Here is a 23,298-nt window from a genome sequence, read left to right as displayed (position 1 = left end):
GAAAACCTTGTAGGTTTGATAATTTTATTTAACACCTACAAGGTTATGAAAACCTTGCAGGTGATTAGGGCGTGGTTTAAATTCTTTTGCTACTTCGGCGATTAATTTGATGTGTTCCGGAGTTGTGCCACAACAACCACCAATAATATTGATTAAATTGTCTTGCAAATACTCACGGATTAACGCTTGCATTTCTTCCGGTGTTTGGTCGTATTGTCCGAATGCATTGGGTAATCCGGCATTGGGATGGGCTGAAATATTGAGTTGTGTATTATGTGCTAATCGTTTCAAATAGGGTTTTAGCTGGTCTGCTCCTAACGCACAATTGAATCCGATGCTTAACAATGGAATATGCGAAATGGAAATTAGAAAAGCTTCTACGGTTTGACCGGAAAGTGTTCGTCCGGAAGCATCTGTGATTGTTCCGGAAACCATAACCGGAATATCGAGGTTTCGTTCTTCTTTGACTTCTTCGATGGCGAAAAGAGCAGCTTTTGCGTTTAGTGTGTCGAATATGGTTTCTACTAATAAAACATCACTACCACCGTCTATCAGAGCTTCGACTTGTTGTTTGTAAGCGATGCGTAATTCGTCAAACGTAACGGCTCGAAATCCGGGGTCGTTTACGTCGGGACTCATTGATGCGGTTCGGTTGGTTGGTCCGATGGAACCGGCAACAAAACGAGGTTTATCGGTGAATTCATCGGCAACTTCGCGGGCGATTTTGGCGGATTGGTAATTGAGTTCGTACACTAAATCTTCGAGATGATAATCGGCCATTCCGATGGTGGTTCCGGAAAAAGTGTTTGTTTCTACGATATCAGCACCAGCTTGAAAATAGGCTCGGTGAACGGCTTTTACGGCTTCGGGTTGGGTAATGGAGAGTAAGTCGTTGTTGCCTTTTAATGGATGTGGGAAATTTTTGAAACGTTCTCCGCGAAAATCTTCTTCGGAGAAATTGTTTCGTTGTAACATTGTTCCCATCGCTCCATCGAGGACGAGGATTCTTTCTTGTATGGCTTTTTCTATTTTTGACATTTTAATTTTTTTAACCGCAAAGTTCGCAAAGGGTTTTCGCAAAGTTCGCCAATATTGTTTGTTGCACTGAGGCCTAGCCCCGATAGAAGTGGAAAGCCTTTTGCAGGATTGTTGCATTTTTTCTTGGCAAAAAAGAGCGACCAAAGGAAGCTCCTTTTTTGACTTAGAAAAAAGCAACAAGACAAAAAAGCTTGTAGCGAATAGCGGGATTAGCTTCTAACTAAAAAAATTATCAGGAAAATAGAGGAAATAAACGGGTTATCTTTTTCGCCGCGGCGAATAGAATGTAGCACCTTCTACAGTTGCAGGGTTGCTAAGCTTTCATAGGGTCTAGTCCCTCCGGCTTTCGTGATAACGATCAGTATGTGTATGAACGGGGCAAATATAATGAGTAATTTGGGATTATAGAATATTTTTCTGTTATTTATTGAAATTTGTTATTTGACAGAAAAATATTCAATGAATAATGAATTTGGCAATTAATTAATTGGTTAAAATTAATTAAAAACTGATTCTTTTAACTTGATTTTTTCGGCAATTTTGAGAATATCGTTTAAAACTCCTCTGGCTGTGACTTGTTTTCCGGCACCGGCACCTTGAATGACGATTGGGATTTCGCCATAGGATTTTGTGTAGATTTCGATGAGATTATCGGCCCCTTTGAGTTGTCCGAGTGCTGAATTTATTGGCGTTGAAATGAGTTTGACTTCGAGTTTTTGGCTGGTTACATCGAGTTCGCCAACGTAACGAAGCACGTGATTTTCGGATTGGGTGATTTTGGCGATTTCGTAGGGTTTATCGAGCAATTGTTTGTTAGAAGCGTATTCCGCTTTGGTATTTTCCTCGTTTAAATCGGGTAATAAAAGGGAAGAAATTTGCACGTCTGAAAACTCTTTTTGAATGCCGATTTCTCTGGCGAGGATGAGTAATTTTCGGGCGACATCGTTTCCGGAAAGATCTTCTCTGGAATCGGGTTCGGTGTAGCCGGATTTTTCGGCTTCTTTTAGAATAGATGAAAAAGCGGTGTTTTCGTTTCCAAATCGATTGAAAATATAGCTTAACGAACCGGAAAAAACGCCTCTGATTTTAGTGATTTTTTCGCCGGAAAGGTATAATTCATTGATGGTTTGAACGACGGGTAAACCGGCACCGACATTGGTTTCGTATAAAAAAGACTGGTCGAATTTTTGAAGATTTCGACGTAATTCTTTGTAGAAATCGGAATGCAAGGTATTTGCTTTTTTGTTGGCTGCTACGATGCTGAATCCATTTTGAATGAGCGGAATGTAAAATTTAATCAACTCTTCGCTGGCAGTGGCATCGACGGCGATGAGATTTTCAAGGTTATTGGTTTGAACATAATCGACGATATCTTCGATGGAATAAGGAAAAGCGGTTGATTGAAAATTGCTTTCCCATTGGTTTTTGATGCCGTCTTTTTCGAAGAATGCTACGGTTGAATTGGTTATGATGGGAAATCGCAAATCAATATTTCTTTTTTCGAGAAAAAATTGTTGGCTTTCTAAAACTTGATTGATGAGCGTGCTTCCTACGTTTCCGATTCCGAAGAGGATGACATTTATTCTAAGCGTTGACATATTTTTGAGTGTTTTGAGTGTTGAAAATGGGTGATAAAAAAGTGGCTAATTGATTGAATTCGATTAAGAAAGCATCGTGACCGTGAATGGATTGAATTTCGTGATAGAAAACATTTTCTTTTATTTTTTTTAGATTTTGATAAGTTTCACGATTTTCTTCGGCAATAAAAAAATAATCGGTATCGACAGAAACGATATGAATGTTGGCTTGAATTTGGCTTGCGACTGTTACAAAATCTTTTCTGTTTTTGGTAATATCATTCGTTTTTAGCAGATGATTCATCAGTTTATATGATGATAATCGGAAGCGGTTTTTTAGTTTGGAACCGTGATTAATTAACCAATTTTCAACTTCAAAAACGTTGTTTTGTTTGCGTTGAAAACGTTGATTAATGGATTGTGGTGTTCGGTAAAGTAACATCGCATGCAAACGAGCATCGGCAATTGGATCATCAGAATTGTTGAGAATTTTGTCTTGAATGAGCACGTTCGAAATTACCCAATCAGTTGCTTTCCAATCGGTTGCAATTGGAATTAGGTTTTTAATTTTGGTGGGATGTTGAGCGGCCATTTCCCAAGCGATTGCTCCCCCTAAACTTCCGCCGATCACGGTGAAAAGTTCATCAATATTGAGACGAAATAATCCTTCCCAAAAAATTCTTGCAATATCACGAATGGTAAAATCTTTGTAATCTGAAATTAAATTTCCGAAGACATTATCGTATCCGTTTCCGGGAATATTGAAAGCGATGACGGTGAAATGATTCGTGTTGATGGTTTTATTTTCACCGATTAAATCATTCCACCAACCGTTTTCGCCAGTGATGGTAGAGTTTCCGGTTAAGGCGTGATTAACCAAAATTACCGGAACAGAACCGACGGGTTGTCCGAACGTTTCGAAATACAACGGAATATAAGGTCTGACTTTTCCAATTTCTAAATTGAAATTAAATAAATCTATTTTTTTTAAGTTTTTCATAGTACTTCTTTTCTAGCTTTTTTTTAAAAACTGTCTTTTTTCAAACGTGGAAAAAAGACAGTTTTAAACAAACAAACAAAACCTATACAAACTATTTCAGTTGTATTATGCTGCTTCTGTGGTTGAGAATTCTTTTAATAAAGTCAGCTCAACCGGAGTTGGATTGATAAGGTTATCTTGAATGGGACAGCGATTTTCGACGGCTTCAATCCACGATTTTAATTCTTCTAAAGTGGCATCAGAAGTAGGTTTAACAACGACTTGAATTGATTTAAATCCGGCTCTTTCATAGCTAATTTTTCCCTGGTATTTGTCTAAACTTAGGGTTCCGGATACTTCAACTTGAAGTGATTTTAAATTTATTCCTTTTTCTTTTGCTACTAATTTTCCAACAGCATTAATGCATCCGGCATAACCGGCGAGCAAATATTCGAGTGGACTTGGCCCTTCTAATTCGGGAAAATTTTCATTCTTACTTATTCGCACATCAAAATTTTGTGCTTTTACAACAAATTGATTATTGGCTTTGGCATAGCCTAAAACGTTTACTATTTTCTGACTCATAATTAGGTTAATTGAGGGGTTTTTATGGTTTGAAATACGGCTTTCAAATCGGCTTTTAAATCTTCGATGTCTTCTAATCCGACTGAAAGACGAATTAAATCTTTGGTTACTCCGGTTGCTTCTTGTTCGGAATCAGACAATTGTTGATGCGTAGTACTTGCCGGATGAATGATTAAAGATTTTGTATCTCCGATATTCGCTAAAAGCGAGAACAATTTGGTTTCATCGGCTACTTTTTTGGCAGCTTCAAATCCGCCTTTGAGTCCGAATGTGACGATACCGCTTTTTCCTTCGGGTAAATATTCATCAGCTAACGCTTTGTATTTTGAAGTTTCCAAACCGGGATAATTTACCCAAGCTACTTGTTCTTGACTTTGCAACCATTGGGCTAAAGCCAATGCATTTTCGCTGTGTTTTTTAATTCGGATTTCCAAAGTTTCTAATCCTTGAATAGTTTGAAAAGCGTTAAATGGACTTAGAGCTGCACCAAAATCGCGTAAGCCTTCGATTCTAACTTTAGCAATAAAAGAAGCTGCTCCAAGAACTTCATAATATTTTAATCCGTGATAACCGGCAGAAGGTTCAGTGAATTCTGGGAATTTTCCGTTACTCCAATCAAAATTTCCTGCATCGATGATGACTCCGCCCAATGATGTACCGTTTCCTGTGATGTATTTGGTTAAGGAATGAATAACGATGTCTGCTCCGTGTTGAATTGGGTTTAATAAATAAGGAGTTGCCACGGTATTATCAACAATAAAAGGCACTTTGAAAGCTTTAGCTTCTTTTGAAATTGCTTTTAAATCGAGAACGTCTAATTTTGGATTTCCAAGACTTTCAACAAAATAAGCTCGTGTATTTTCTTGAGAAGCTTTTGTGAAGTTTTCAGGATTGGACGGATCTACAAATGTGGTGGTGATTCCTAATCTTGGTAAGGTTACACTCAACAAATTATAGGTTCCGCCATATAAACTGTTGGAAGCAACGATGTGATCACCCGCTTTTAATAACGTTAAGAAGGTTGTTGCGATGGCGGCAGTTCCTGATGCAGTGACTACGGCTCCGATTCCGCCTTCGAGCGTTGCTAAACGTTGCTCTAAAATGTCGTTAGTTGGATTGTTTAAACGTGTGTAGATAAAACCGGCTTCGGCTAAACCAAAAAGATTGGCTGCGTGTTGAGAGTTATTAAATACATACGAAGATGTTTGATAAATTGGGACGGCTCTTGTTCCTGCGTTTTTGGTTACATCGTGTCCTGCGTGTAATGCGTTTGTGGAGAATTTTTGTGTGCTCATAATTTTGGATTTTTAGATTGTTGGATTATTTGATTTTCAGATTATTCGATTTTTAGATTTTTAGATAAAAAAAAGTCCTTTTGGATGGCTTACCAAAAGGACTTTAAAACAAGTGTATAACTAGATTATGTCTTTCGCTTTTGGCAATGAAGGATTGTGATGCAACACATTTGCATCATCATACGGTCCATCATTATTTTTTTTGTAGTGTTCATTTTTTTTTTTTAGTTGCTGAGATTTTATAATAAAAAACCTCTGCTTTTGGGCAGAGGTTCGATTGTATTTATTTTAAAGAATTTAAAATTATGCAATAGGTTTCCTCTGCGGTGATTTCCACATCATACGACAACACATATTGCAAATTGTAAATTTCATTATTCAGATTTTGATTTGGCAAATGTAGAAACATTTTCTAAATATAAAAATATTTTAGATTATTTTTCTAAATTTTGTTATTTAAAAACAATTTAATAGATTTTTATTCTAAATTTTTGAAATGATACAGAAAAATAAATTAAAAAAAATCCGGAACTAAGTCCGGATTTTAAAGTTGATATTTTGTATCAATTATTTTTTGATGATTTTTGTAGAACCAGAACCGTTATCAGTTTGAACAGTTACAAAATACATTCCTGATGTTAAATCAGAAATATTAACTTCTGTTGAAGACAATGAATTAACGTAGATGTTTTTTACGGTTCTTCCGTTTAAATCAGTTACTTTAACATTTTCAAAAGTAGAAGTATTACTTACTAAGTTAAAAATATCTGCTGTTGGGTTTGGATAAATTGAAATATTACTAGCAAAGAAATCATTTAAATTCGCAGCAGCTTGTATATTTAAAGTGTAATCTTCTACCTCTCCGTAATCAACCGAAGAACAGGCATTTGTGTCCGGCTCGTCCCAAGAAATAAAAACTCTCATACGAGTTTGCCCTACTGCAGCATCTTCTGGAACAGAAATATCAAAAGTATAAGCTTGAGCTATTTCAACAGGTCCGGCTACTTGGTATGATTCATTCGCACCATCAAACAAGCCATCATTATTCCAATCAATAAAAACAAAAATATAATCATCTTCATCAGTTTCAACAGTTACAGACAATTGCACTGTTTCACCTTGTGTTACAGTTGCAACCATATCAGTATAGTCATTATAACCCGCACCACAACCAGAGGTATGATTCAAATCAGCAAAAGTTACATTAGTGATAGATTCATAAGTACAACTTCCAGCATTTGCATTACAATATAAAATAGGAAAATCTCCCTCACATTCTCCAATTAACTCATACACATAATCCCCCGTTCCAATTGCCCATGCTCCTGTTGTACTGCTATTTGCAAATGCACCTGCTAAACCAACTTCAACGGAGGAGTCTGATTCCCATCCGTCTGCATCTGAAAGAACTTCCATCCAATAACGTGAAACACCGGTTGGAGCATCAAATACAAGATTAAGCGAAGCTACATTTAGAGTAACTTGATAAAAATCAAATCCAAAATTACTACCTACTATAGTAGAACTAGTAATATCAACATTACTATATGTATCGATTATAGTTCCTGGTACTCCGGAATTGTCTGAACGAATTATAATATCAACATAGGTTGATGGCCCAATAAGGTTTAACTTGATAGTGCTAACAGTAAAAGTAGTTCCTTCAAATACCGGAATATCTACAGCCAATAATTGATTTGTATCACCTCCAAGAAAACCTCCATCTGAAATTGATCCTGAGCTAACCTGACTACAGTCTTCTTGTGCACTTGCAATAAAAGCCGACAAAACAAAGGCGGTTAAAAGTAAAATTTTTTTCATAATTTAAAGTGTTTTTATATTAAAGTTTAAAAATAGTATTTTTTTTCTTACATTATAACTATTTAACAACATACTTTCGAAATTTAACTTTTAATTATAATCCTACAAATTATTAATTATAAAAAATATAATTTTTATTTTAATAAAAACCTCCATACATTTGCATCCAATTAAAAGAGGAAAAATTTGTACTGATTGCAACCTCTATTCAAACTTGAATCTTTATCTGAGATTCTGAAACAAGTTCAGAATAAAAAAAATGCTAAAGCAGAATTCTTCTTTAGTTATTCCCTTGCAATCTACTTTTTCCGCTATTATGTATTATTAATTCTGAAGAAATTCAGTAAAAATTAAATTTTATTTATGGCTTATTTATTTACGTCTGAGTCAGTTAGCGAAGGGCATCCGGACAAAGTAGCAGATCAAATCAGTGATGCTTTAATCGATAATTTTTTGGCTTTTGACCCTGAATCTAAAGTGGCTTGTGAAACTTTGGTTACAACAGGTCAAGTAATTCTTGCTGGTGAAGTAAAATCAAATACCTATTTAGATGTTCAAACCATTGCCAGGGAAGTAATTAAAAAAATTGGTTACACCAAAAGTGAATATATGTTTGAAGCCAATTCCTGCGGTGTTTTATCAGCCATTCACGAACAATCTGCCGATATTAATCAAGGAGTAGACAGAGCCAGTAAAGAAGAACAAGGTGCGGGTGACCAAGGTATGATGTTCGGTTATGCTACTAATGAAACTGCCGAATATATGCCGTTAGCGTTGAAATTATCACACCAATTGTTGCAAGATTTGGCTGATTTACGTAGAGAAAACAACGAGATTACCTATTTGCGTCCTGATGCAAAATCGCAAGTTACTTTAGAGTATTCTGATGATAATAAACCTGTTCGAATAGATGCAATTGTAGTTTCTACTCAACACGATGACTTTGCAGATGAACCAACAATGTTGGCAAAAATCAAGAAAGATATAATTGAAATTTTGATTCCTAGAGTTATCGCTAAGAATCCTCAATATGCTCATTTATTTAATGATGATATTAAATACCACATTAATCCAACCGGAAAGTTTGTAATTGGTGGTCCTCATGGAGATACCGGTTTAACCGGAAGAAAAATTATAGTGGATACTTATGGTGGAAAAGGAGCTCACGGTGGTGGTGCTTTTTCCGGAAAAGATCCATCAAAAGTAGATAGAAGTGCAGCTTATGCAACACGTCATATTGCTAAAAATTTGGTTGCAGCGGGTGTTGCAGATGAAATTTTAGTGCAGGTTTCGTATGCTATTGGTGTGGCTCAACCAACTTCAATCAATGTAAATACGTATGGCACAGCAAAAGTGAATTTGAAAGACGGTGAAATCAGTAAAATAGTAGAAAACATTTTTGATATGCGTCCTTACTTTATTGAACAACGCTTAAAGTTAAGAAATCCAATTTACAGTGAAACTGCTGCTTATGGTCACATGGGAAGAACTCCGGAAACTGTAACCAAAACTTTTACAGCTCCCGGCGGTTTATCAAAAACCATTGAAGTAGAATTGTTTACTTGGGAAAAATTAGATTTTGTTGAGCCTGTAAAAAAAGCTTTTGGATTATAAAATACTAACTCAACCATAAAAAAACCCTGATTTTCAATTTGAAGTCAGGGTTTTTGCTTTTTATAAATTGTATTTTAAACTAAAAATAACATATCGTGGCTGAACTCGGTATTGTGAAGTACTTGTTGCAAATTGCGAAAAACTATCGCTATTTAATGAAGTTGTGTTTAAAATATTTGTGGCAGAAATTTTATATTCCCACTTACTTGATTTTGTTTTTTGATAGATTAAACTAGCCGAAAGAAAATCATATTCATTTTCAACTGTTTTATCTTTATTATAGTAGTGAAAAAACTCATATTCTGTTACAAAAGAAAAGCTATTCAAAAAGAAATAATCTAATTTAGCAAATGGTCTATCTGTGTAAAACTTATTATCATTATAATCATTCACTGTAAAACTGTAACCAATTTCCAGATTGGGAAGTGTTTTATAATTTGTAGATGCACGAACTGTATAGGTTTGGTTTATACTTTCGGTTGATTGCTGAACATTATTTTGAATATTATTAAACTTAGACCACGTTAGATTTGCTCCCAAAGAAGCTTTGTAATATTTTAAAAATGATCTTCCGTAATTGGCAAAACCGGAAACTGTTTCATCTGCAAATTCAGAATTAAACGGCGAAGAAAACTGGTTTACTCCCGTAAAAACGGCTTGTGTTTTAACAGCATCTATTGCTTTTCTATAGGTTACATTGGCAAAAATATTTTCAAAATTAAACATGTTAAATCTTCTGTAATTGAGTGTGTGTGTAATCGCTGTGGAGTTTTCTAACGTACGATTACCTCTAAAAAGACTATTATAATTTGAAAAAACAAAACCTTCTGCCAATTGATTAATATCTGTAAAATTATTAGTTAGAGCAAAATTATAAGTTAATGATTCTGATTTTTTTATTTGATACAAAGCATAAAAGTCAGGCAATAGACGAGTGAAGTTTTGCTTGAATTCTGAACCTAATTGTTCGTTATTCATTGAAAATTGATGAAGACTAACTCCCGGCGTAAAGGTGAATTTACCCGCTAAAATTTTATAATGCAATCCCACAAAAGCATCATTAAAACGATAGGTTACATCATTTGAGTTTTCTTGACTGTCTAGATCATTGCGTGTTCCATTATCCAAAATTTGAAAAATATACGAATTAAAACTTTGGTAAGAATTTGTGTTTCCTAACGTTACATTAATATTACTTTTTGGTGTAACCATGTAATAATAATCCAATTTTGTATCTACTTTATTTGTTTTTACAAAACGTTGTTGATTAATATCGTTTCGATTTTGTCCTTGAACGTAATCAGAAAAATTAAACGGTTGCAATTGCAAATTGGCATTATAAAAAGGATCTTCCTCTTGATACAAATGTTGCATTTCAAAAGCAAACACGTTTTTGTCGCTTTGCATAAAATATATTCCGAAATTTTGATTGACAGAAATTGGATCTTGTTCTTTTTGAGAAATAATATTTTCTGTTTGAGATAGGTTATTAAAAATCGATTCTCGCAACAAATCATTATTTTCATCTTGCTTTGAAGTTTTTACTAATACATCATAATCCAATTGAAATTTTTCGTTCGGATTTAACTTAGAACTCAACTTAAATAATCCGAGATTACTTTTTTGATGAATATTTTCTTCTCTATTTTCTGTTGATAAAACTTCGGATGAATTGGGTTGTAAAATATTGGTTTGCGAAACTGTTTCTAAATCAGTAATTGATGAAGAAATTATACCAAAACCGCTCAAAGACCAAGCTTTGGTTATGTTGTATGAAAAGTTGGTTGCTCCAAAACTAGTTTCAATTTCTTTTGCTCGATTGTTTCGGAGTAACGAAATTCCCAAATCGTTAGATGAAACATTAAACGAACTTCCTCCTTTTGCCATCATATTTCTAAATCCGCCTGTGAACTTAAAATAATCTTGCATCGTTAAAGGCAATTCGCCAATATTATTGAAGTTTCCCATCAAATTAATGCTGTATTTTGGACTGTAATAAAACAATTTCGGATTCACTAAATAACGTTCTTCTTCATGTGCTACACCAATTCCTGCAGTAACATCACCAAACCAAAAGTTCTTTTTCCCTTCTTTTAGTTTAATATTCATGGCAATGTTGTCTTCATTGTTTTCTACACCTTTTAAAACCGAATTTTCGTTATAATTTCTAAGAACTTGCACTTTATCAATCGCATCAGCCGGAATATTTTTTACACCTAATTTAGTATCTCCGTCAAAAAAATCTTTCCCTTCTACCATTAATTTTGACACTTTTTTCCCTTCAACTTCCACTTCGCCATCGGCATTTACTTCTACTCCGGGAAGTTTTTTCAAAATGTCTTCCAACTTTCGTTCTGTTCCAGTTGAAAAAGAATCGGCATTATAAACAATCGTATCGCCTTTAATGGAAACCGGCATTTCTTTTACAATTTCAACACCTTCAAGTTCTATTCCTCCTTCTTCAACAATCAAAACTTGCGATAAATTTTCTGAGGCTGTTTTTAGATTTACTTCCAATGGTTTATACCCAATATAGCTAACTTTAACCACATAATCAGCATTGGCTTTTAGGTTCAAAACAAATTTTCCTTTGTCGTTAGTAATAGCATAGGCATCCATTGCTTTTGTTGCCTGATTAATTGCCATAACGTTTGCCATTTCCATTGGCATGGCTTTAGAATCGGTTACAAAACCATCAAACCTAATGTTCTGAGAATAGGCTATTGAAATAAGTAAAAACAAAAGAAAAGACAGTATTTTTTTCATCATGGAAGAATTGTTTTCTTATAAAAGCAGAGAGAATTTTAGTCACACAATTTTATGACTAATCTTACTACAAATCTATATATTTCACAAATATTTATGTTTTTTAGTTTTTATCAATTTTTATTTGAATTACACCATCGCCATCTTTGTATTCAGATAATTTGTCTTCAACAATTTTATCGTATTCTTTTTCGGTGATTTTCTTTCCTTTTTTTGGTTTGTTGATACGGATTTTTTCTTTCGGATTAATAACAACTTTAGAGCAAAGAATGGTTGTGTCATCAAAACTTGCTTCTAAAATAAGTCCGGGCAAACCCCAAAACTCTCCCGGACCTTGACTTACCGGAATTTCCGGCGTGTACCAAACCGTTGTAACTCTATCTTTAGGTTCAGACATCATAAAAAAACTGGTTTTACTTTGTTCTTGTTTCTTTTTAGATTCTTCATAATCTGCCAATTCTTCTGACGTTGCTTTTTTTATAGAGACGGCTTTATAGCAAGTGTAATCTCCTATTTTTTTAGTTTCTCCTTCCAACTGCCAATTCCAATTGGGCAATGAATCAACTATTAAAAATTCTTTGCCAAAAAAATCCTTTTCAGCCATTTTTTGGTTTGTTTTTATTTCTTTATAAATCTTTTCAGTATCTGAAGAAGAAAACACCATTCCTGATTTAGACGTCGGTGCATCTAATTTTTGTTCTTCATAATAAACCGATTCATATTTATTAAAATCTAAGAAGAATGTTTTTTCATTCATCTTATTCATTCTTTGTTCAAATTTTTCTTGTTCGGCTTCAGACATTTCAACACCATTAATTTTCATTTTCATTCCTTTCATAACCGTTTTAGAAAAATAAACGGCTTGACCTGAAAATTCTTGAGCCTTTAAAGATGAAACTACAAATAAAATAGTTGCAGTTATTATCATTATGAGTAATTTTTTCATATTTATTAGATTTTAATTCCCTACAAATAAAACAACTCTAAACCTCATTTTAGGTTAATCAATGTTAACGATTGTTAATGATGATTTTTGAATTAGATTAGTCCTTACTTTTGAATTATGAACTCAAAAAAGTATTCTTATATTATTATTTTTATCTCTATCACCATTTTGGCTACAATTGGTTTACAGATCTTTTGGAATATAAAAAACTATGAAGAAAATAAAAATAGACTTGTAAACGAAGTTCAAATTGCACTAGACAACAGCATAGAATATTATTATACTGAAGATTCTAAAGAAAATTTTTTGTCGTTTATTAATGAATCTGAACAAATATCTAACGAAGATTTTATAGAAAGCATCAAACTAGACACTGTTTTTAAAAAATCAAAAAAAAAATCAAAAAAAACATCAAACATTAATATAAAAGCAACGAATAATCCTAAAAAAAATGCTCTTAATTCTGTGTTAATCGACACTGTTTCCATTCATTCAAAAAAAATAAAACATTCTGTTATTACGTCGATTTATAATGAAAAAAATGATTCTGCATCTAAAAACAACATCAAATGGAATAAATTTGAGCCTCATGAAATTAAATCTATCACCGTTTTAAAAGGCAAAAAAGCTAGCGATAGCATTATGAAATTGAAAAGTTTGGCTAACAAAATAGTTATTTCGCTTGCCAAAGATTCACTTGAATTTGATAAAATCAGCAAGGCATTAGACAACGAATTGAATAGAAAAAACATTCAAATTTCTTATGATTTAATTCATTTAAAAGCTGATACGCTCTTTGATTCATTTGAATCTTCAAACAAAGATCCGTTGACTTTGCAAACGTTTTCAAAATCAACTTATTTACCTAACAATCAAAAATTAAAACTTTCATTTTCAAACCCAACTCGTTTATTATTAAAACGAAGTTTAACCGAAATTACACTATCTCTTTTGCTTTCACTTTCTATCATTGGTTGTTTGTTATACTTGCTTAAAATCATCAATCAACAGAAAAAAATTGATGAAATTAAGAACGACTTTATTAGCAATATTACTCATGAATTTAAAACTCCAATTACAACAGTTTCTACTGCCATTGAAGGAATCAGAAATTTTAATCATACCAACGACACCGAAAAAACCAATCGTTATTTAGACATTTCCAATCAGCAATTAATAAAATTGGAAGGCATGGTTGAAAAATTGCTCGAAACAGCTTCAATTGAAACCGATAAACTTTTGTTGCAAAAAAAATCTACCGATCTTGTTGTACTAATCCATTCGTTAATAGAAAAAAATCAGTTTATTCTAGCTGATAAAAAATTAGCATTTGAAACTAATCTAGTAAATTGTTTTGCGAATGTTGATTGTTTTCATTTTGAAAATACTATTTCTAACTTAATTGACAATGCCATTAAATACGGAGGAAATCAAATTATTGTTAAGTTAGTTAAAGATAAAAACGCTATAAAAATAAGTATTGAAGACAACGGAAAAGGCATAGACAAGCAACACCGAAATAAGATTTTTGATAAGTTTTACAGAATTCCGAAAGGCAATGTTCACGATGTAAAAGGTTTTGGAATTGGTCTTTATTATGCTAAAAAAATAATCGAAAAACACGGCGGAACGTTGACATTAATTCAATCTAATCAATCCACAATTTTTCAACTTTTATTATCCGATGAAAGAAAAAATTAGAATACTTCTGGCAGAAGATGAGCCAGCATTGGCACTCATTGTTAAAGAAAGTTTAGAAACCCGAAACTTTACTGTGATTCATTGCAAAGATGGTGAAGAAGCTTTTGATGCTTTTGCAAAAGAAAAGCCAGAAATCTTGGTGCTTGATGTGATGATGCCAAAAAAAGACGGATTTACATTGGCTTCAGAAATTAGAAAAATTGACAAAAAAACGCCAATTATCTTTCTAACAGCCAAATCGCAAACACAAGATGTTGTAAACGGATTTAACAATGGTGGCAACGATTATTTAAAAAAGCCATTTAGTATGGAAGAGCTCATTGTTAGAATTCATTCGTTGTTGGGAAGAATTAATCCTCCGGAAGTTGCCGAGGAAATTAAACTTGGAGCTTTTTTATTTAATTCAATCAAACAAACGCTTACTTTTAAAAACAATATCGAAAACTTAACTCATCGTGAAACTTTACTACTTCAATTGTTGTCTGAAAACAAAAATGAAATTATTGATCGCTCCATTATTTTAAAGAAAATTTGGGGTGATGATGATTTTTTTAACGGCAGAAGCATGGATGTTTTTATTACAAAGCTTCGAAAAAAACTGCAACAAGACCCTAGTATTCAGATTATTAACATTAGAGGTCAAGGTTATAAATTTACAGTATAAATTGATTGTTTTAAACAAAAAAGCGACAATGATTCTATTTTCATTGTCGCTTTTTGTGTATTTCTGAGCAGAAATTTATCCGCCAACTCTCATTTGAAAACCACCTCGTCCACCACCCATTTCTCTCATTTCCTCCATTTTTTTCTTCACAATTTCATCAAATTCCTTTTGTGAAACAGCTTTTCCTTTGGTTGGTGCTTTGATTTCTTTTTTGTCTTTTGGATTTAAAACCACTTTTGAACATAAAATTACCGTTTTTCCTGTGTTCACTTCCATGATTAAACCCGGCAATCCCCAATAATTTTCAGGGCCTTGATTCACCGGAATTTCCGGCGTGTACCAAGCGGTAATTTCAATTTCAGTAGGCATATCTATTTGATCCATAAAATTTGTAGATTTTTCTTCTACTTTTTTGTTAGACGATTCATTTTCATTCTTTTTTTCATCATCCTTTTTCATTCGAATATTTCTAAAATCAGATTGATCTATTTTTCTCATAGCGGTTGCTTTGTAGCAAGTATAATCGCCAATTTTCTTGGTTTCGCTTCCCATTTTCCATTCTAAAACCGGAAGAGAATCTTTTACCAAAAACTCTTTACCAAAAACCTCTTTATCAACACTGTATGTTTTTTCTTTGATGTTTTTATATTGCGTTCCGCCACCACCCATCATTGAGCTCGCCATTCTAAATCCGGAATTTCCTTGACCCGGAGCATCTAATTTTTCTTCTTCTTTATAAATGGATGCATTTCTGTTAAAATGAAGAACAAACGTTTTTTCAAACATTTTTTTCATACGTTCTTCAAACATTTTCTGCATTTCTGGTGTTATATCTCTATTTCCGGCAAAACTAGATTGAAAATCTGACGTACTCGTTTTTGATTCATAGACAGCCATTCCTTGAAAATCCTGAGCAATTGCACTAATTACAGCCGCAAAAAAAGTAAGTAAAGTAACTACAATAGTTTTCATAGCAAAACGTTTAATGTTGATAGAACAAATATGACGAGATATTTAGGTTTTTGTTACCAACATTTTGTTAAAAATTAAGGTATTCTGACTAAAAAATTATCGTTTTAATTGTACTTTAGCCAATTATGAAAAAAATAATTATTTCTTTTTGGATGTTGGTTTTTGTGATTGGATTTTCGCAGGAAAAGAAAATTGTATCAACTTTACTTTCCAACTTCCCGCTTGTGGCAGATGAATTTATAAATATGGATTCATTTGGCTATTATTATTATATCAAAGGAAATGTTTTTTACAAACAAAAGGATAATGAATTATTTCAATACAAAAATCTTTCATTGGGAAAAATTAAACGGGTTGATTTGCAAAATCCGTTAAAGATTGTTCTTTTTTATGAAGGATTTAATTCGGTTATCACATTAGATAATCAATTAAATGAAACCTTATCGTTTAATTTTTCCAAAAACCAAAACAATCCAATTGTGGCTTCGGCGGTGGGATTGGCCTCTCAAAACCGACTATGGATTTTTAATTCCCTGCAAATGCAATTGGGTTTATATGATTTCAACAAGCAGGTTTTTCAACCCTTATCTCAGCCTTTTCAGAACCTGATTGAATTTTATCAAACCGATTACAATCAATTTTACTGGATAGATTCTAACGGAATTGTTTCGTTTTGCGATGTGTTTGGAAAAATTTCAACCTTAGGAAAAATTCCTGAATTTGATTCGGCTCAAATTATTTCTAATGAAGTGATGGTTTATCAAAGTGAAAATCAATTGTTCTATCACAATTTTAAAGACAATAAAAGTTCAATAATTAATTTAGATGAAAAAATCGTTGAAAAATTTCGGATTAAAGACCAATTTTTGATTATTTTTACCAACAGCGAAATTAGTACTTATCAAATTAGTTTACCATAATGCACATAGCAGTAGCAGGCAACATTGGAGCCGGAAAAACCACCTTAACTAGATTATTAGCCAAACATTTTAAATGGGAGCCACATTTTGAAGATGTGGTAGACAACCCGTATTTAGACGATTTTTACCATCAGATGGAACGTTGGTCGTTTAATTTACAGATTTACTTTTTAAATAGCAGATTCAGACAGGTTTTACAAATTCGCGAAAGCGGAAAAAAAATTATTCAGGATCGAACGATTTATGAAGATTCACACATTTTTGCTCCCAATCTCCATGCAATGGGATTAATGACCAACAGAGATTTTAATAATTACAAATCATTGTTTGAGTTGATGGAAAGTATGGTTCAAGCTCCGGATTTACTGATTTATTTGAGAAGTTCTATCCCTAATTTAGTGAGCCAAATTCACAAAAGAGGTCGTGAATACGAAAACACCATTTCAATTGATTACTTGAGTCGTTTGAACGAACGTTATGAAGCTTGGATTCAAAGTTACGACAAAGGAAAACTGCTTATTATTGATGTTGATAATATTAATTTTGTTGATAATCCGGAAGATTTAGGGATGATTATTAATCGAATTGATGCGGAAATAAATGGATTGTTTTAGTCTACTGTTTTTCTGAAATTTATACATAAAAAAATCCCGCTTCCATAACAGAAGCGGGATTTTTTGTAGATAAAATTATCTTTATTGCTTTTTGAATTCTTCAATTTTTGCATTAACTTCTTCATCGGTTCCAACAAAAGTTTGAGTAGAAGTTTTTGTTTCACCGTCAACTGTTGTGTTAATTGTAACATTTGCGGTTACAACACCATCAGCCGATTTTGTTTTATCAATTGAGATTTCTTTGCTTTCTGGACTTGTAACTTCGTCAACTACTGTCTCGATTGCTACTACTTCTTCGACAACTGTAACAACATCGTGACCTCCTAAAATTGGAGCGATTACTAAACCAATTAAACACGTTAATTTGATTAAGATGTTCATTGAAGGACCTGAAGTATCTTTAAATGGATCACCCACAGTATCTCCGGTTACAGCTGCCTTGTGAGCATCTGAACCTTTGTATGTCATTTCACCATTAATCATTACACCGGCTTCGAACGATTTTTTTGCATTATCCCAAGCACCACCGGCGTTGTTTTGGAAAACAGCCCAAAGTACACCAGAAACAGTAACTCCAGCCATATAACCACCTAACATTTCGGCGATTAATTTGTTGTCATATCCAATCAACATCGGTAAAACCGCAATTAAAATAGGGAAACCAATCGTTAAAATTCCAGGCAACATCATTTCGCGTAAAGCGGCTTTAGTAGAAATTTCAACACATTTTCCATATTCAGGTTTTCCTGTTCCTTCCATAATTCCAGGAATTTCTTTGAACTGACGACGAACTTCATATACCATATCCATCGCAGCTTTTCCAACTGAATTCATTGCCAAAGCAGAGAAAACAACCGGAATCATTCCACCTACAAATAACATCGCTAAAACCGGAGCTTTAAAGATGTTGATTCCGTCAATTCCTGTAAACGTTACATAAGCAGCAAATAATGCTAACGAAGTTAATGCAGCAGATGCAATTGCAAAACCTTTTCCGGTTGCAGCAGTTGTATTTCCAACTGAATCTAAAATATCGGTACGTGTACGAACTTCTTTTGGTAATTCACTCATTTCGGCAATACCACCGGCATTATCAGAAATTGGTCCGAATGCATCAATCGCTAATTGCATTGCAGTTGTAGCCATCATCGCAGAAGCTGCTAAAGCCACACCATAGAAACCAGCTAATGCATACGAAGCCCAAATAGCACCTGCAAAAATTAAAACCGTTGGGAAAGTTGAAATCATCCCCGTTGCTAAACCTGCAATTACGTTTGTTCCTGCTCCGGTTGATGATTTTTGTACAATTGCTAAGACTGGTTTTGTACCTAATCCTGTGTAATATTCAGTTACAGATGAAATAACACCTCCAACAAATAATCCAACAATAGTAGCATAGAATACTCTCATTGATGAAATTTCTTTTAAACCTTCACCAAAGAATTCCATATTCATTGTTTCAGGCAACATATATTTTACCAAAACAAAACATGAAATGGCTGTTAAAGCAATTGAAGCCCAGTTTCCTAAGTTTAAAGCACCTTGAACTTCTTTTTCTTTTGCATTGTTATCTTTAATTTTCACCAACATCGTTCCGATGATAGAGAATAAAATTCCAAAACCGGCAATTGCCATTGGTAATAAAATTGGACCGATTCCGCCGAATGCATCATCAATTGAACCGCCCATATCTTTAATCACATAATTTCCTAAAACCATTGCGGCTAGAACAGTTGCTACATACGAACCAAATAAATCGGCACCCATTCCGGCAACGTCACCTACGTTATCACCAACGTTATCGGCAATTGTTGCAGGATTACGAGGATCATCTTCAGGGATTCCGGCTTCTACTTTACCAACTAAATCGGCACCAACATCGGCAGCTTTAGTATAAATACCTCCACCCACACGAGCGAATAATGCAATTGATTCAGCACCAAGAGAAAAACCTGCTAATGTTTCAAGAACAATTGTCATGTCTTCAGTAGATGTCCAAGTTCCATTCATAAAGAAATGGAATAATATGATAAAAAAACCTGTTAAACCTAAAACAGCTAAACCGGCAACACCTAATCCCATTACGGTTCCGCCACCAAAAGAAACTTTTAAAGCTTGTGGCAAACTCGTGCGAGCGGCTTGAGTTGTTCTAACATTTGTTTTTGTAGCGATTTTCATTCCCATATTTCCAGCCAAAGCCGAAAAAACAGCACCGAAAATAAATGCAACTACTATTAAGATATGCGTTGTTGGAACGATATATGAAATTCCTGCTAAAGCGATACTCGCACCAATAACAAAGAAAGTTAATAATCGATATTCGGCTTTAAGAAAGGCCAAAGCACCTTCGTAGATATAATCTGAAATCTCTTTCATCTTTCCATCGCCGGCATCTTGCTTTAAAACCCAAGCTCTTTTAGCCCACATAAAAGCTAATCCTATTAATGCCATTATTATTGGCACATAAATCATAATTGAATCCATAAATATGTATTTTATAATTTTTTTAACGATTGCAAAAGTAACAAAATAGGAATAAAAAAAAGCAACATTTCTAAATTGAATGTTGCTTTTTTTATTAAAATAGTAAAATCTTTAACGAATACTAAATAAACCTGCTACTTTGTTTTCCAAATTAGCAAAACGGTCTACACATTTTTCGATGATTTCTTTGGCTTCTGTAACATCTCCCCAACCTTCTACATCTACTTTTTTCTGTTCTAAATCTTTATAAACTTGGAAAAAATGTTCAATTTCTTTTAATAAATGCGGATTTACATCGGATAAATCATTTAATTTGTTCCAAACCGGATCAGAAACCGGCACACAAATCACTTTTTCATCCGGTCCTTTTTCGTCTGCCATGTGGAAAACACCGATTGGTTTTACCTCCATTACACATCCGGGAAAAGTGGGTTCGGTCACCAAAACCAATACATCCAAAGGATCGCCGTCTAATGCTAATGTTTCAGGAATGAATCCGTAATCGGCAGGATACATCATCGAAGAGAAAATCATTCTGTCGTAACGAATTTTTTTTAATTCAAAATCGTATTCATATTTATTTCTACTTCCTTTTGGTATTTCAATCAATACATCAAAAGTGTTTTGTTTTGCTGGACTCATAATATTATAAATTTATTCCATTTTTTTGGACTGCAAAGGTAACTTGTTATATTGACAAGTGGAATTCTAACACTACTTTTTAAGAATTTAATAGCAATGAACCTAAAAATTTGATAAGAAAGGAATAAAACAAATAAATAATTTTTGTTTTAAAAATAAAACCCAAATGAACCTTTAATTGTGAAATTATTTGCATCGGGTAAATTTCTGTAATTTCCTCTCCAAGAGCAATCAATTCGGAAGACTTTGAGGATATTTCCGATTCCAACACTGTATTCCCAATACGGTTTATCGGGAGCCAAATAGGTTAATGTTGAAGCATTTAGTGCTCTATTTTCATCAGAAACTGAACCAACAACTGCTTTAAATCCTACTATTTCTCTTAGATTCATTTGTCGTAAACCTGGAATTCTTGACAAAATTCTTCCTAAAAAGTGATGTTCTAATTGCAATGTTGCGTATTCATCAGTTACAAATTCGTAGAAATTAAGGTTATTAAACGTGTTTTCGATTAAGAAATACGATTGATTTCCGGGCACTACACTCATTAATCCCAATGGAACTTCGCCGAATGTTTTACCCACTTCTGTGATAACATTTAATCTTCCAAAACCGCCAACTAAAATGGGTTGCTTGATGTATAATTGTACTTTTTGATAATCGAAATCGCTATCAAAAACACCTTTTAAACCTTGACTGTAATTGAAAAATATTCTTGTGAACGGACTATCAACAATGCTTCTTTCTACCCCATAACCCACCGTTTTTCTTCTTGGCGTATAATCAATAGAAGCATAAACTTCTGATTGAGCGACTTCACTTGCAATACCGGTTGGCGAATCGGGTGAAAAATAATCTAAACTAAATTTTTCCCAAGCCGGTTTGAGTGTTCGGTATGAAAATCCGGTTTCAAAAGTTAGGTTTTTTATGGGTTCAATATTTAATGAAACCATGCTCAAATTGATACTCGTTAAATTATCATTTGCTCCGGACATAAACAATCCGTTTGAGGCAAAGCTTCTGCCAAGCACGTTGTTTGTGGTGGTTAAACTGGCACCAATTTGTTCAATATCACGCCTATTACCACCTTCTAAAATTAGCCTATTTCGTTTGTTTAATAATACTTTTCCGGAAACGCCATATTTGAATTGGTTATCATCAAACCCGTAGGCCGTATAAAACTGCAAACGCCACGGATCATTTTGACCAAAATAGGTTCTTCCACCTGCTCGCAATCTAAAACCTTCTACTTCATTATAACCAAAGGTTGAAAAAATCGGACCGATGTCAAAATTTCCTTTTTGAATATAACCGCTTCCTAAAATGGCAACCAAATCATACATTTGCTTGAATTTTTTCACTGTTTTTAGTGTATCAAGCATTTTGTAAACCCCTAATTCATCTTTACTTAAATTTTCAAATCGGTTTTCTTGCCAATATTCATCCGAACGACTATATACCTCATTATCAATAAAATTGACTTCTTGTTTATAGAATTCTTTTGGTTTTTCTTGGTTGAATTGATGATTTTTGAATAAAGTTGTTCTTTTACCATAAACTCCTTGTGATTCTTCTTTCTTATTAAAAGCAAAATCAGACATCATATGATCTCTTTTCAGTAAGAACACCGAATCATTTACAACTTCAAAATCTTGTTCAATATAAATTTCTTTTACCCAGTTGATGTTGGCACTTTTAGTCACTGCCATGTTGATGTTTTTGATGGCAAATGTGGTATCATTTACCCAAAAATCACCTTTAAAAGTGAGTTCACCTTTTCTTCTTGGATAATAAACAATGTTATAACACCATTTATTATCGATATACATACTATCGGTTAACGCATAATTGTAGACATCAATTCCGGTTCTGGACAATGGACTTACAAAATCTTTATCAAAAAATTTCAGGTAATTATCATAAATATCATAATCGGCATACAAATCTTTTACAAAGGCAATTATTTGCTGATTATTACTGAAACCTGAATTTTTATTTGCTTTTAGAATTTCTTTTTCTCTCTTTGAAACATTGTCTCCATAAACTTCTGAAAGTGATTCATTGATAAATATAGGTAGATATGTTTTTCCTGTGATAGCAGAAGTGTCCATTTGTTCAAAAACAAATTCCATTCCTCTAAAAACACGACTTTTCATTGTGGCACTATCAATGGTATTCAGGTCAAATTCAACTTTTTCGTATTTGTCATATTGGTATTGATTGAATTGTCGCAAGCCATTTTTCCGTTTTCTTTCCCAAATTTTCCGAAGAATGTCAATCGCAGGATTATTTTTTTTTGATAATTTTCCCGATACTAAAACCACTTCACGAAGGGTTTCGCCTTCGGTTAAAGTTACTTTCATGTTATAGGTAACCGATTTCTCAAGTTTAACATCTTGAGCGGTATAGCCAATAAAAGAAACTACAAGAACTGCATGACTTTTTTGAGATTCAAGATAAAATCGACCGTTTTCGTTTGTAATTACACCTTCGGTAGAATTCTTAAAATAGACATTAGCAAAGGGAATTGGTTCATTTTTTTCATCGACAACAATCCCGCTCACTTTAGTTTGGGCAATTATTGAGGCTGAAAAAAGCAAAAATAATATAAATAGGCTTTTAATTTTCATAGCAATTCGTAAAAAAAAACTTCATCAAATAACACGTTGATGAAGTTTCA

Annotated in this window: 17 protein-coding genes and 1 riboswitch; of the genes, 5 read left to right on the top strand and 12 right to left on the bottom strand. The window is 33.5% G+C overall.

Translation table 11 applies throughout. The features are described from left to right. Window positions 1–24: 24 nt before the first annotated feature. The 6 genes from M0M57_RS09415 to M0M57_RS09390 form a co-directional block, all read right to left on the bottom strand. On the bottom strand, window positions 25–1,038 hold the full coding sequence (locus M0M57_RS09415; RefSeq protein WP_248432799.1) for a homocysteine S-methyltransferase family protein: 1,014 nt from the start codon (window positions 1,036–1,038) through the stop codon (window positions 25–27). A gap of 255 nt (window positions 1,039–1,293) precedes the next feature. After that, window positions 1,294–1,396, bottom strand: a riboswitch (SAM riboswitch). 139 nt (window positions 1,397–1,535) lie between these two features. Continuing rightward, window positions 1,536–2,636: a homoserine dehydrogenase family protein gene (locus M0M57_RS09410; protein WP_248432798.1), complete on the bottom strand. Its 1,101-nt coding sequence runs from the start codon at window positions 2,634–2,636 to the stop codon at window positions 1,536–1,538. Then, entirely contained in the window at window positions 2,623–3,615 is a 993-nt protein-coding gene (locus tag M0M57_RS09405; RefSeq protein WP_248432797.1) for an alpha/beta fold hydrolase, read from the bottom strand. Before M0M57_RS09405 ends, M0M57_RS09410 begins: the two co-directional genes overlap by 14 nt. A gap of 105 nt (window positions 3,616–3,720) precedes the next feature. Beyond that, the gene (locus M0M57_RS09400; RefSeq protein WP_248432796.1) at window positions 3,721–4,179 is read right to left on the bottom strand and encodes an OsmC family protein; all 459 of its coding nucleotides are present in this window, start codon (window positions 4,177–4,179) and stop codon (window positions 3,721–3,723) included. Window positions 4,180–4,181: 2 nt separating this feature from the next. Then, window positions 4,182–5,474, bottom strand: a complete 1,293-nt coding sequence (locus tag M0M57_RS09395) for an O-acetylhomoserine aminocarboxypropyltransferase/cysteine synthase family protein (protein WP_248432795.1) — start codon at window positions 5,472–5,474, stop codon at window positions 4,182–4,184. Between the two features lie 567 nt (window positions 5,475–6,041). Next, window positions 6,042–7,295, bottom strand: a complete 1,254-nt coding sequence (locus tag M0M57_RS09390; protein ID WP_248432794.1) for a GEVED domain-containing protein — start codon at window positions 7,293–7,295, stop codon at window positions 6,042–6,044. A 363-nt stretch (window positions 7,296–7,658) separates the two neighbouring features. Here M0M57_RS09390 and metK point away from each other — a divergent pair, with 363 nt between their 5' ends. After that, window positions 7,659–8,909: a methionine adenosyltransferase gene (gene metK / locus M0M57_RS09385; protein WP_248432793.1), complete on the top strand. Its 1,251-nt coding sequence runs from the start codon at window positions 7,659–7,661 to the stop codon at window positions 8,907–8,909. Between the two features lie 60 nt (window positions 8,910–8,969). On the opposite strand, the gene M0M57_RS09380 is transcribed toward metK, so the two are convergent. Both M0M57_RS09380 and M0M57_RS09375 read right to left on the bottom strand, forming a co-directional pair. Then, complete coding sequence (locus M0M57_RS09380; RefSeq protein WP_407647485.1) at window positions 8,970–11,675, bottom strand: carboxypeptidase regulatory-like domain-containing protein; 2,706 nt, start codon at window positions 11,673–11,675, stop codon at window positions 8,970–8,972. A gap of 103 nt (window positions 11,676–11,778) precedes the next feature. Further along, window positions 11,779–12,621: a GLPGLI family protein gene (locus M0M57_RS09375; protein WP_248432791.1), complete on the bottom strand. Its 843-nt coding sequence runs from the start codon at window positions 12,619–12,621 to the stop codon at window positions 11,779–11,781. A 117-nt stretch (window positions 12,622–12,738) separates the two neighbouring features. On the opposite strand from M0M57_RS09375, the gene M0M57_RS09370 reads away from it, so the two are divergent. Together M0M57_RS09370 and M0M57_RS09365 are read left to right on the top strand one after the other, a co-directional pair. Next, entirely contained in the window at window positions 12,739–14,322 is a 1,584-nt protein-coding gene (locus M0M57_RS09370; RefSeq protein WP_248432790.1) for a sensor histidine kinase, read from the top strand. Further along, window positions 14,306–14,986 (top strand): response regulator transcription factor, encoded by a 681-nt coding sequence (locus M0M57_RS09365; protein ID WP_248432789.1) that lies wholly within the window; start codon window positions 14,306–14,308, stop codon window positions 14,984–14,986. Before M0M57_RS09370 ends, M0M57_RS09365 begins: the two co-directional genes overlap by 17 nt. 75 nt (window positions 14,987–15,061) lie before the next feature. Here M0M57_RS09365 and M0M57_RS09360 read toward each other — a convergent pair whose 3' ends face one another. After that, the gene (locus tag M0M57_RS09360; protein WP_248432788.1) at window positions 15,062–15,958 is read right to left on the bottom strand and encodes a GLPGLI family protein; all 897 of its coding nucleotides are present in this window, start codon (window positions 15,956–15,958) and stop codon (window positions 15,062–15,064) included. 125 nt (window positions 15,959–16,083) lie between these two features. Between M0M57_RS09360 and M0M57_RS09355 the strand changes: the two genes are divergently transcribed. Both M0M57_RS09355 and M0M57_RS09350 read left to right on the top strand, forming a co-directional pair. Next, window positions 16,084–16,878 carry a hypothetical protein gene (locus tag M0M57_RS09355; protein WP_248432787.1) on the top strand — a complete coding sequence of 265 codons (795 nt, stop codon included), beginning with the start codon at window positions 16,084–16,086 and terminating at the stop codon, window positions 16,876–16,878. Next, complete coding sequence (locus tag M0M57_RS09350) at window positions 16,878–17,492, top strand: deoxynucleoside kinase (protein WP_248432786.1); 615 nt, start codon at window positions 16,878–16,880, stop codon at window positions 17,490–17,492. Before M0M57_RS09355 ends, M0M57_RS09350 begins: the two co-directional genes overlap by 1 nt. 81 nt (window positions 17,493–17,573) lie before the next feature. Here M0M57_RS09350 and M0M57_RS09345 read toward each other — a convergent pair whose 3' ends face one another. From M0M57_RS09345 to M0M57_RS09335, 3 genes are all read right to left on the bottom strand, one after another. After that, a complete protein-coding gene (locus M0M57_RS09345; protein WP_248432785.1) occupies window positions 17,574–19,976 on the bottom strand; it encodes a sodium-translocating pyrophosphatase in 2,403 nt (800 codons plus the stop codon). A gap of 111 nt (window positions 19,977–20,087) precedes the next feature. Next, window positions 20,088–20,618 (bottom strand): inorganic diphosphatase, encoded by a 531-nt coding sequence (locus M0M57_RS09340; protein ID WP_248432784.1) that lies wholly within the window; start codon window positions 20,616–20,618, stop codon window positions 20,088–20,090. A gap of 149 nt (window positions 20,619–20,767) precedes the next feature. Next, entirely contained in the window at window positions 20,768–23,248 is a 2,481-nt protein-coding gene (locus M0M57_RS09335; RefSeq protein ID WP_248432783.1) for a DUF5686 family protein, read from the bottom strand. Between the last annotated feature and the right edge of the window lie 50 nt (window positions 23,249–23,298).

The sequence above is a fragment of the Flavobacterium azooxidireducens genome (assembly GCF_023195775.1).
Classification (GTDB): Bacteria; Bacteroidota; Bacteroidia; order Flavobacteriales; family Flavobacteriaceae; genus Flavobacterium; species Flavobacterium azooxidireducens.
This window is presented reverse-complemented; position numbering and strand designations above follow the sequence as displayed.

Bases quoted from the DNA above. Each gene is read 5' to 3' on its own strand.
- M0M57_RS09415 (WP_248432799.1), bottom strand. From the start codon at position 1,038: ATGTCAAAAATAGAAAAAGCCATACAAGAAAGAATCCTCGTCCTCGAT.
- M0M57_RS09410 (WP_248432798.1), bottom strand. From the start codon at position 2,636: ATGTCAACGCTTAGAATAAATGTCATCCTCTTCGGAATCGGAAACGTA.
- M0M57_RS09405 (WP_248432797.1), bottom strand. From the start codon at position 3,615: ATGAAAAACTTAAAAAAAATAGATTTATTTAATTTCAATTTAGAAATT.
- M0M57_RS09400 (WP_248432796.1), bottom strand. From the start codon at position 4,179: ATGAGTCAGAAAATAGTAAACGTTTTAGGCTATGCCAAAGCCAATAAT.
- M0M57_RS09395 (WP_248432795.1), bottom strand. From the start codon at position 5,474: ATGAGCACACAAAAATTCTCCACAAACGCATTACACGCAGGACACGAT.
- M0M57_RS09390 (WP_248432794.1), bottom strand. From the start codon at position 7,295: ATGAAAAAAATTTTACTTTTAACCGCCTTTGTTTTGTCGGCTTTTATT.
- metK (WP_248432793.1), top strand. From the start codon at position 7,659: ATGGCTTATTTATTTACGTCTGAGTCAGTTAGCGAAGGGCATCCGGAC.
- M0M57_RS09380 (WP_407647485.1), bottom strand. From the start codon at position 11,675: ATGAAAAAAATACTGTCTTTTCTTTTGTTTTTACTTATTTCAATAGCC.
- M0M57_RS09375 (WP_248432791.1), bottom strand. From the start codon at position 12,621: ATGAAAAAATTACTCATAATGATAATAACTGCAACTATTTTATTTGTA.
- M0M57_RS09370 (WP_248432790.1), top strand. From the start codon at position 12,739: ATGAACTCAAAAAAGTATTCTTATATTATTATTTTTATCTCTATCACC.
- M0M57_RS09365 (WP_248432789.1), top strand. From the start codon at position 14,306: ATGAAAGAAAAAATTAGAATACTTCTGGCAGAAGATGAGCCAGCATTG.
- M0M57_RS09360 (WP_248432788.1), bottom strand. From the start codon at position 15,958: ATGAAAACTATTGTAGTTACTTTACTTACTTTTTTTGCGGCTGTAATT.
- M0M57_RS09355 (WP_248432787.1), top strand. From the start codon at position 16,084: ATGAAAAAAATAATTATTTCTTTTTGGATGTTGGTTTTTGTGATTGGA.
- M0M57_RS09350 (WP_248432786.1), top strand. From the start codon at position 16,878: ATGCACATAGCAGTAGCAGGCAACATTGGAGCCGGAAAAACCACCTTA.
- M0M57_RS09345 (WP_248432785.1), bottom strand. From the start codon at position 19,976: ATGGATTCAATTATGATTTATGTGCCAATAATAATGGCATTAATAGGA.
- M0M57_RS09340 (WP_248432784.1), bottom strand. From the start codon at position 20,618: ATGAGTCCAGCAAAACAAAACACTTTTGATGTATTGATTGAAATACCA.
- M0M57_RS09335 (WP_248432783.1), bottom strand. From the start codon at position 23,248: ATGAAAATTAAAAGCCTATTTATATTATTTTTGCTTTTTTCAGCCTCA.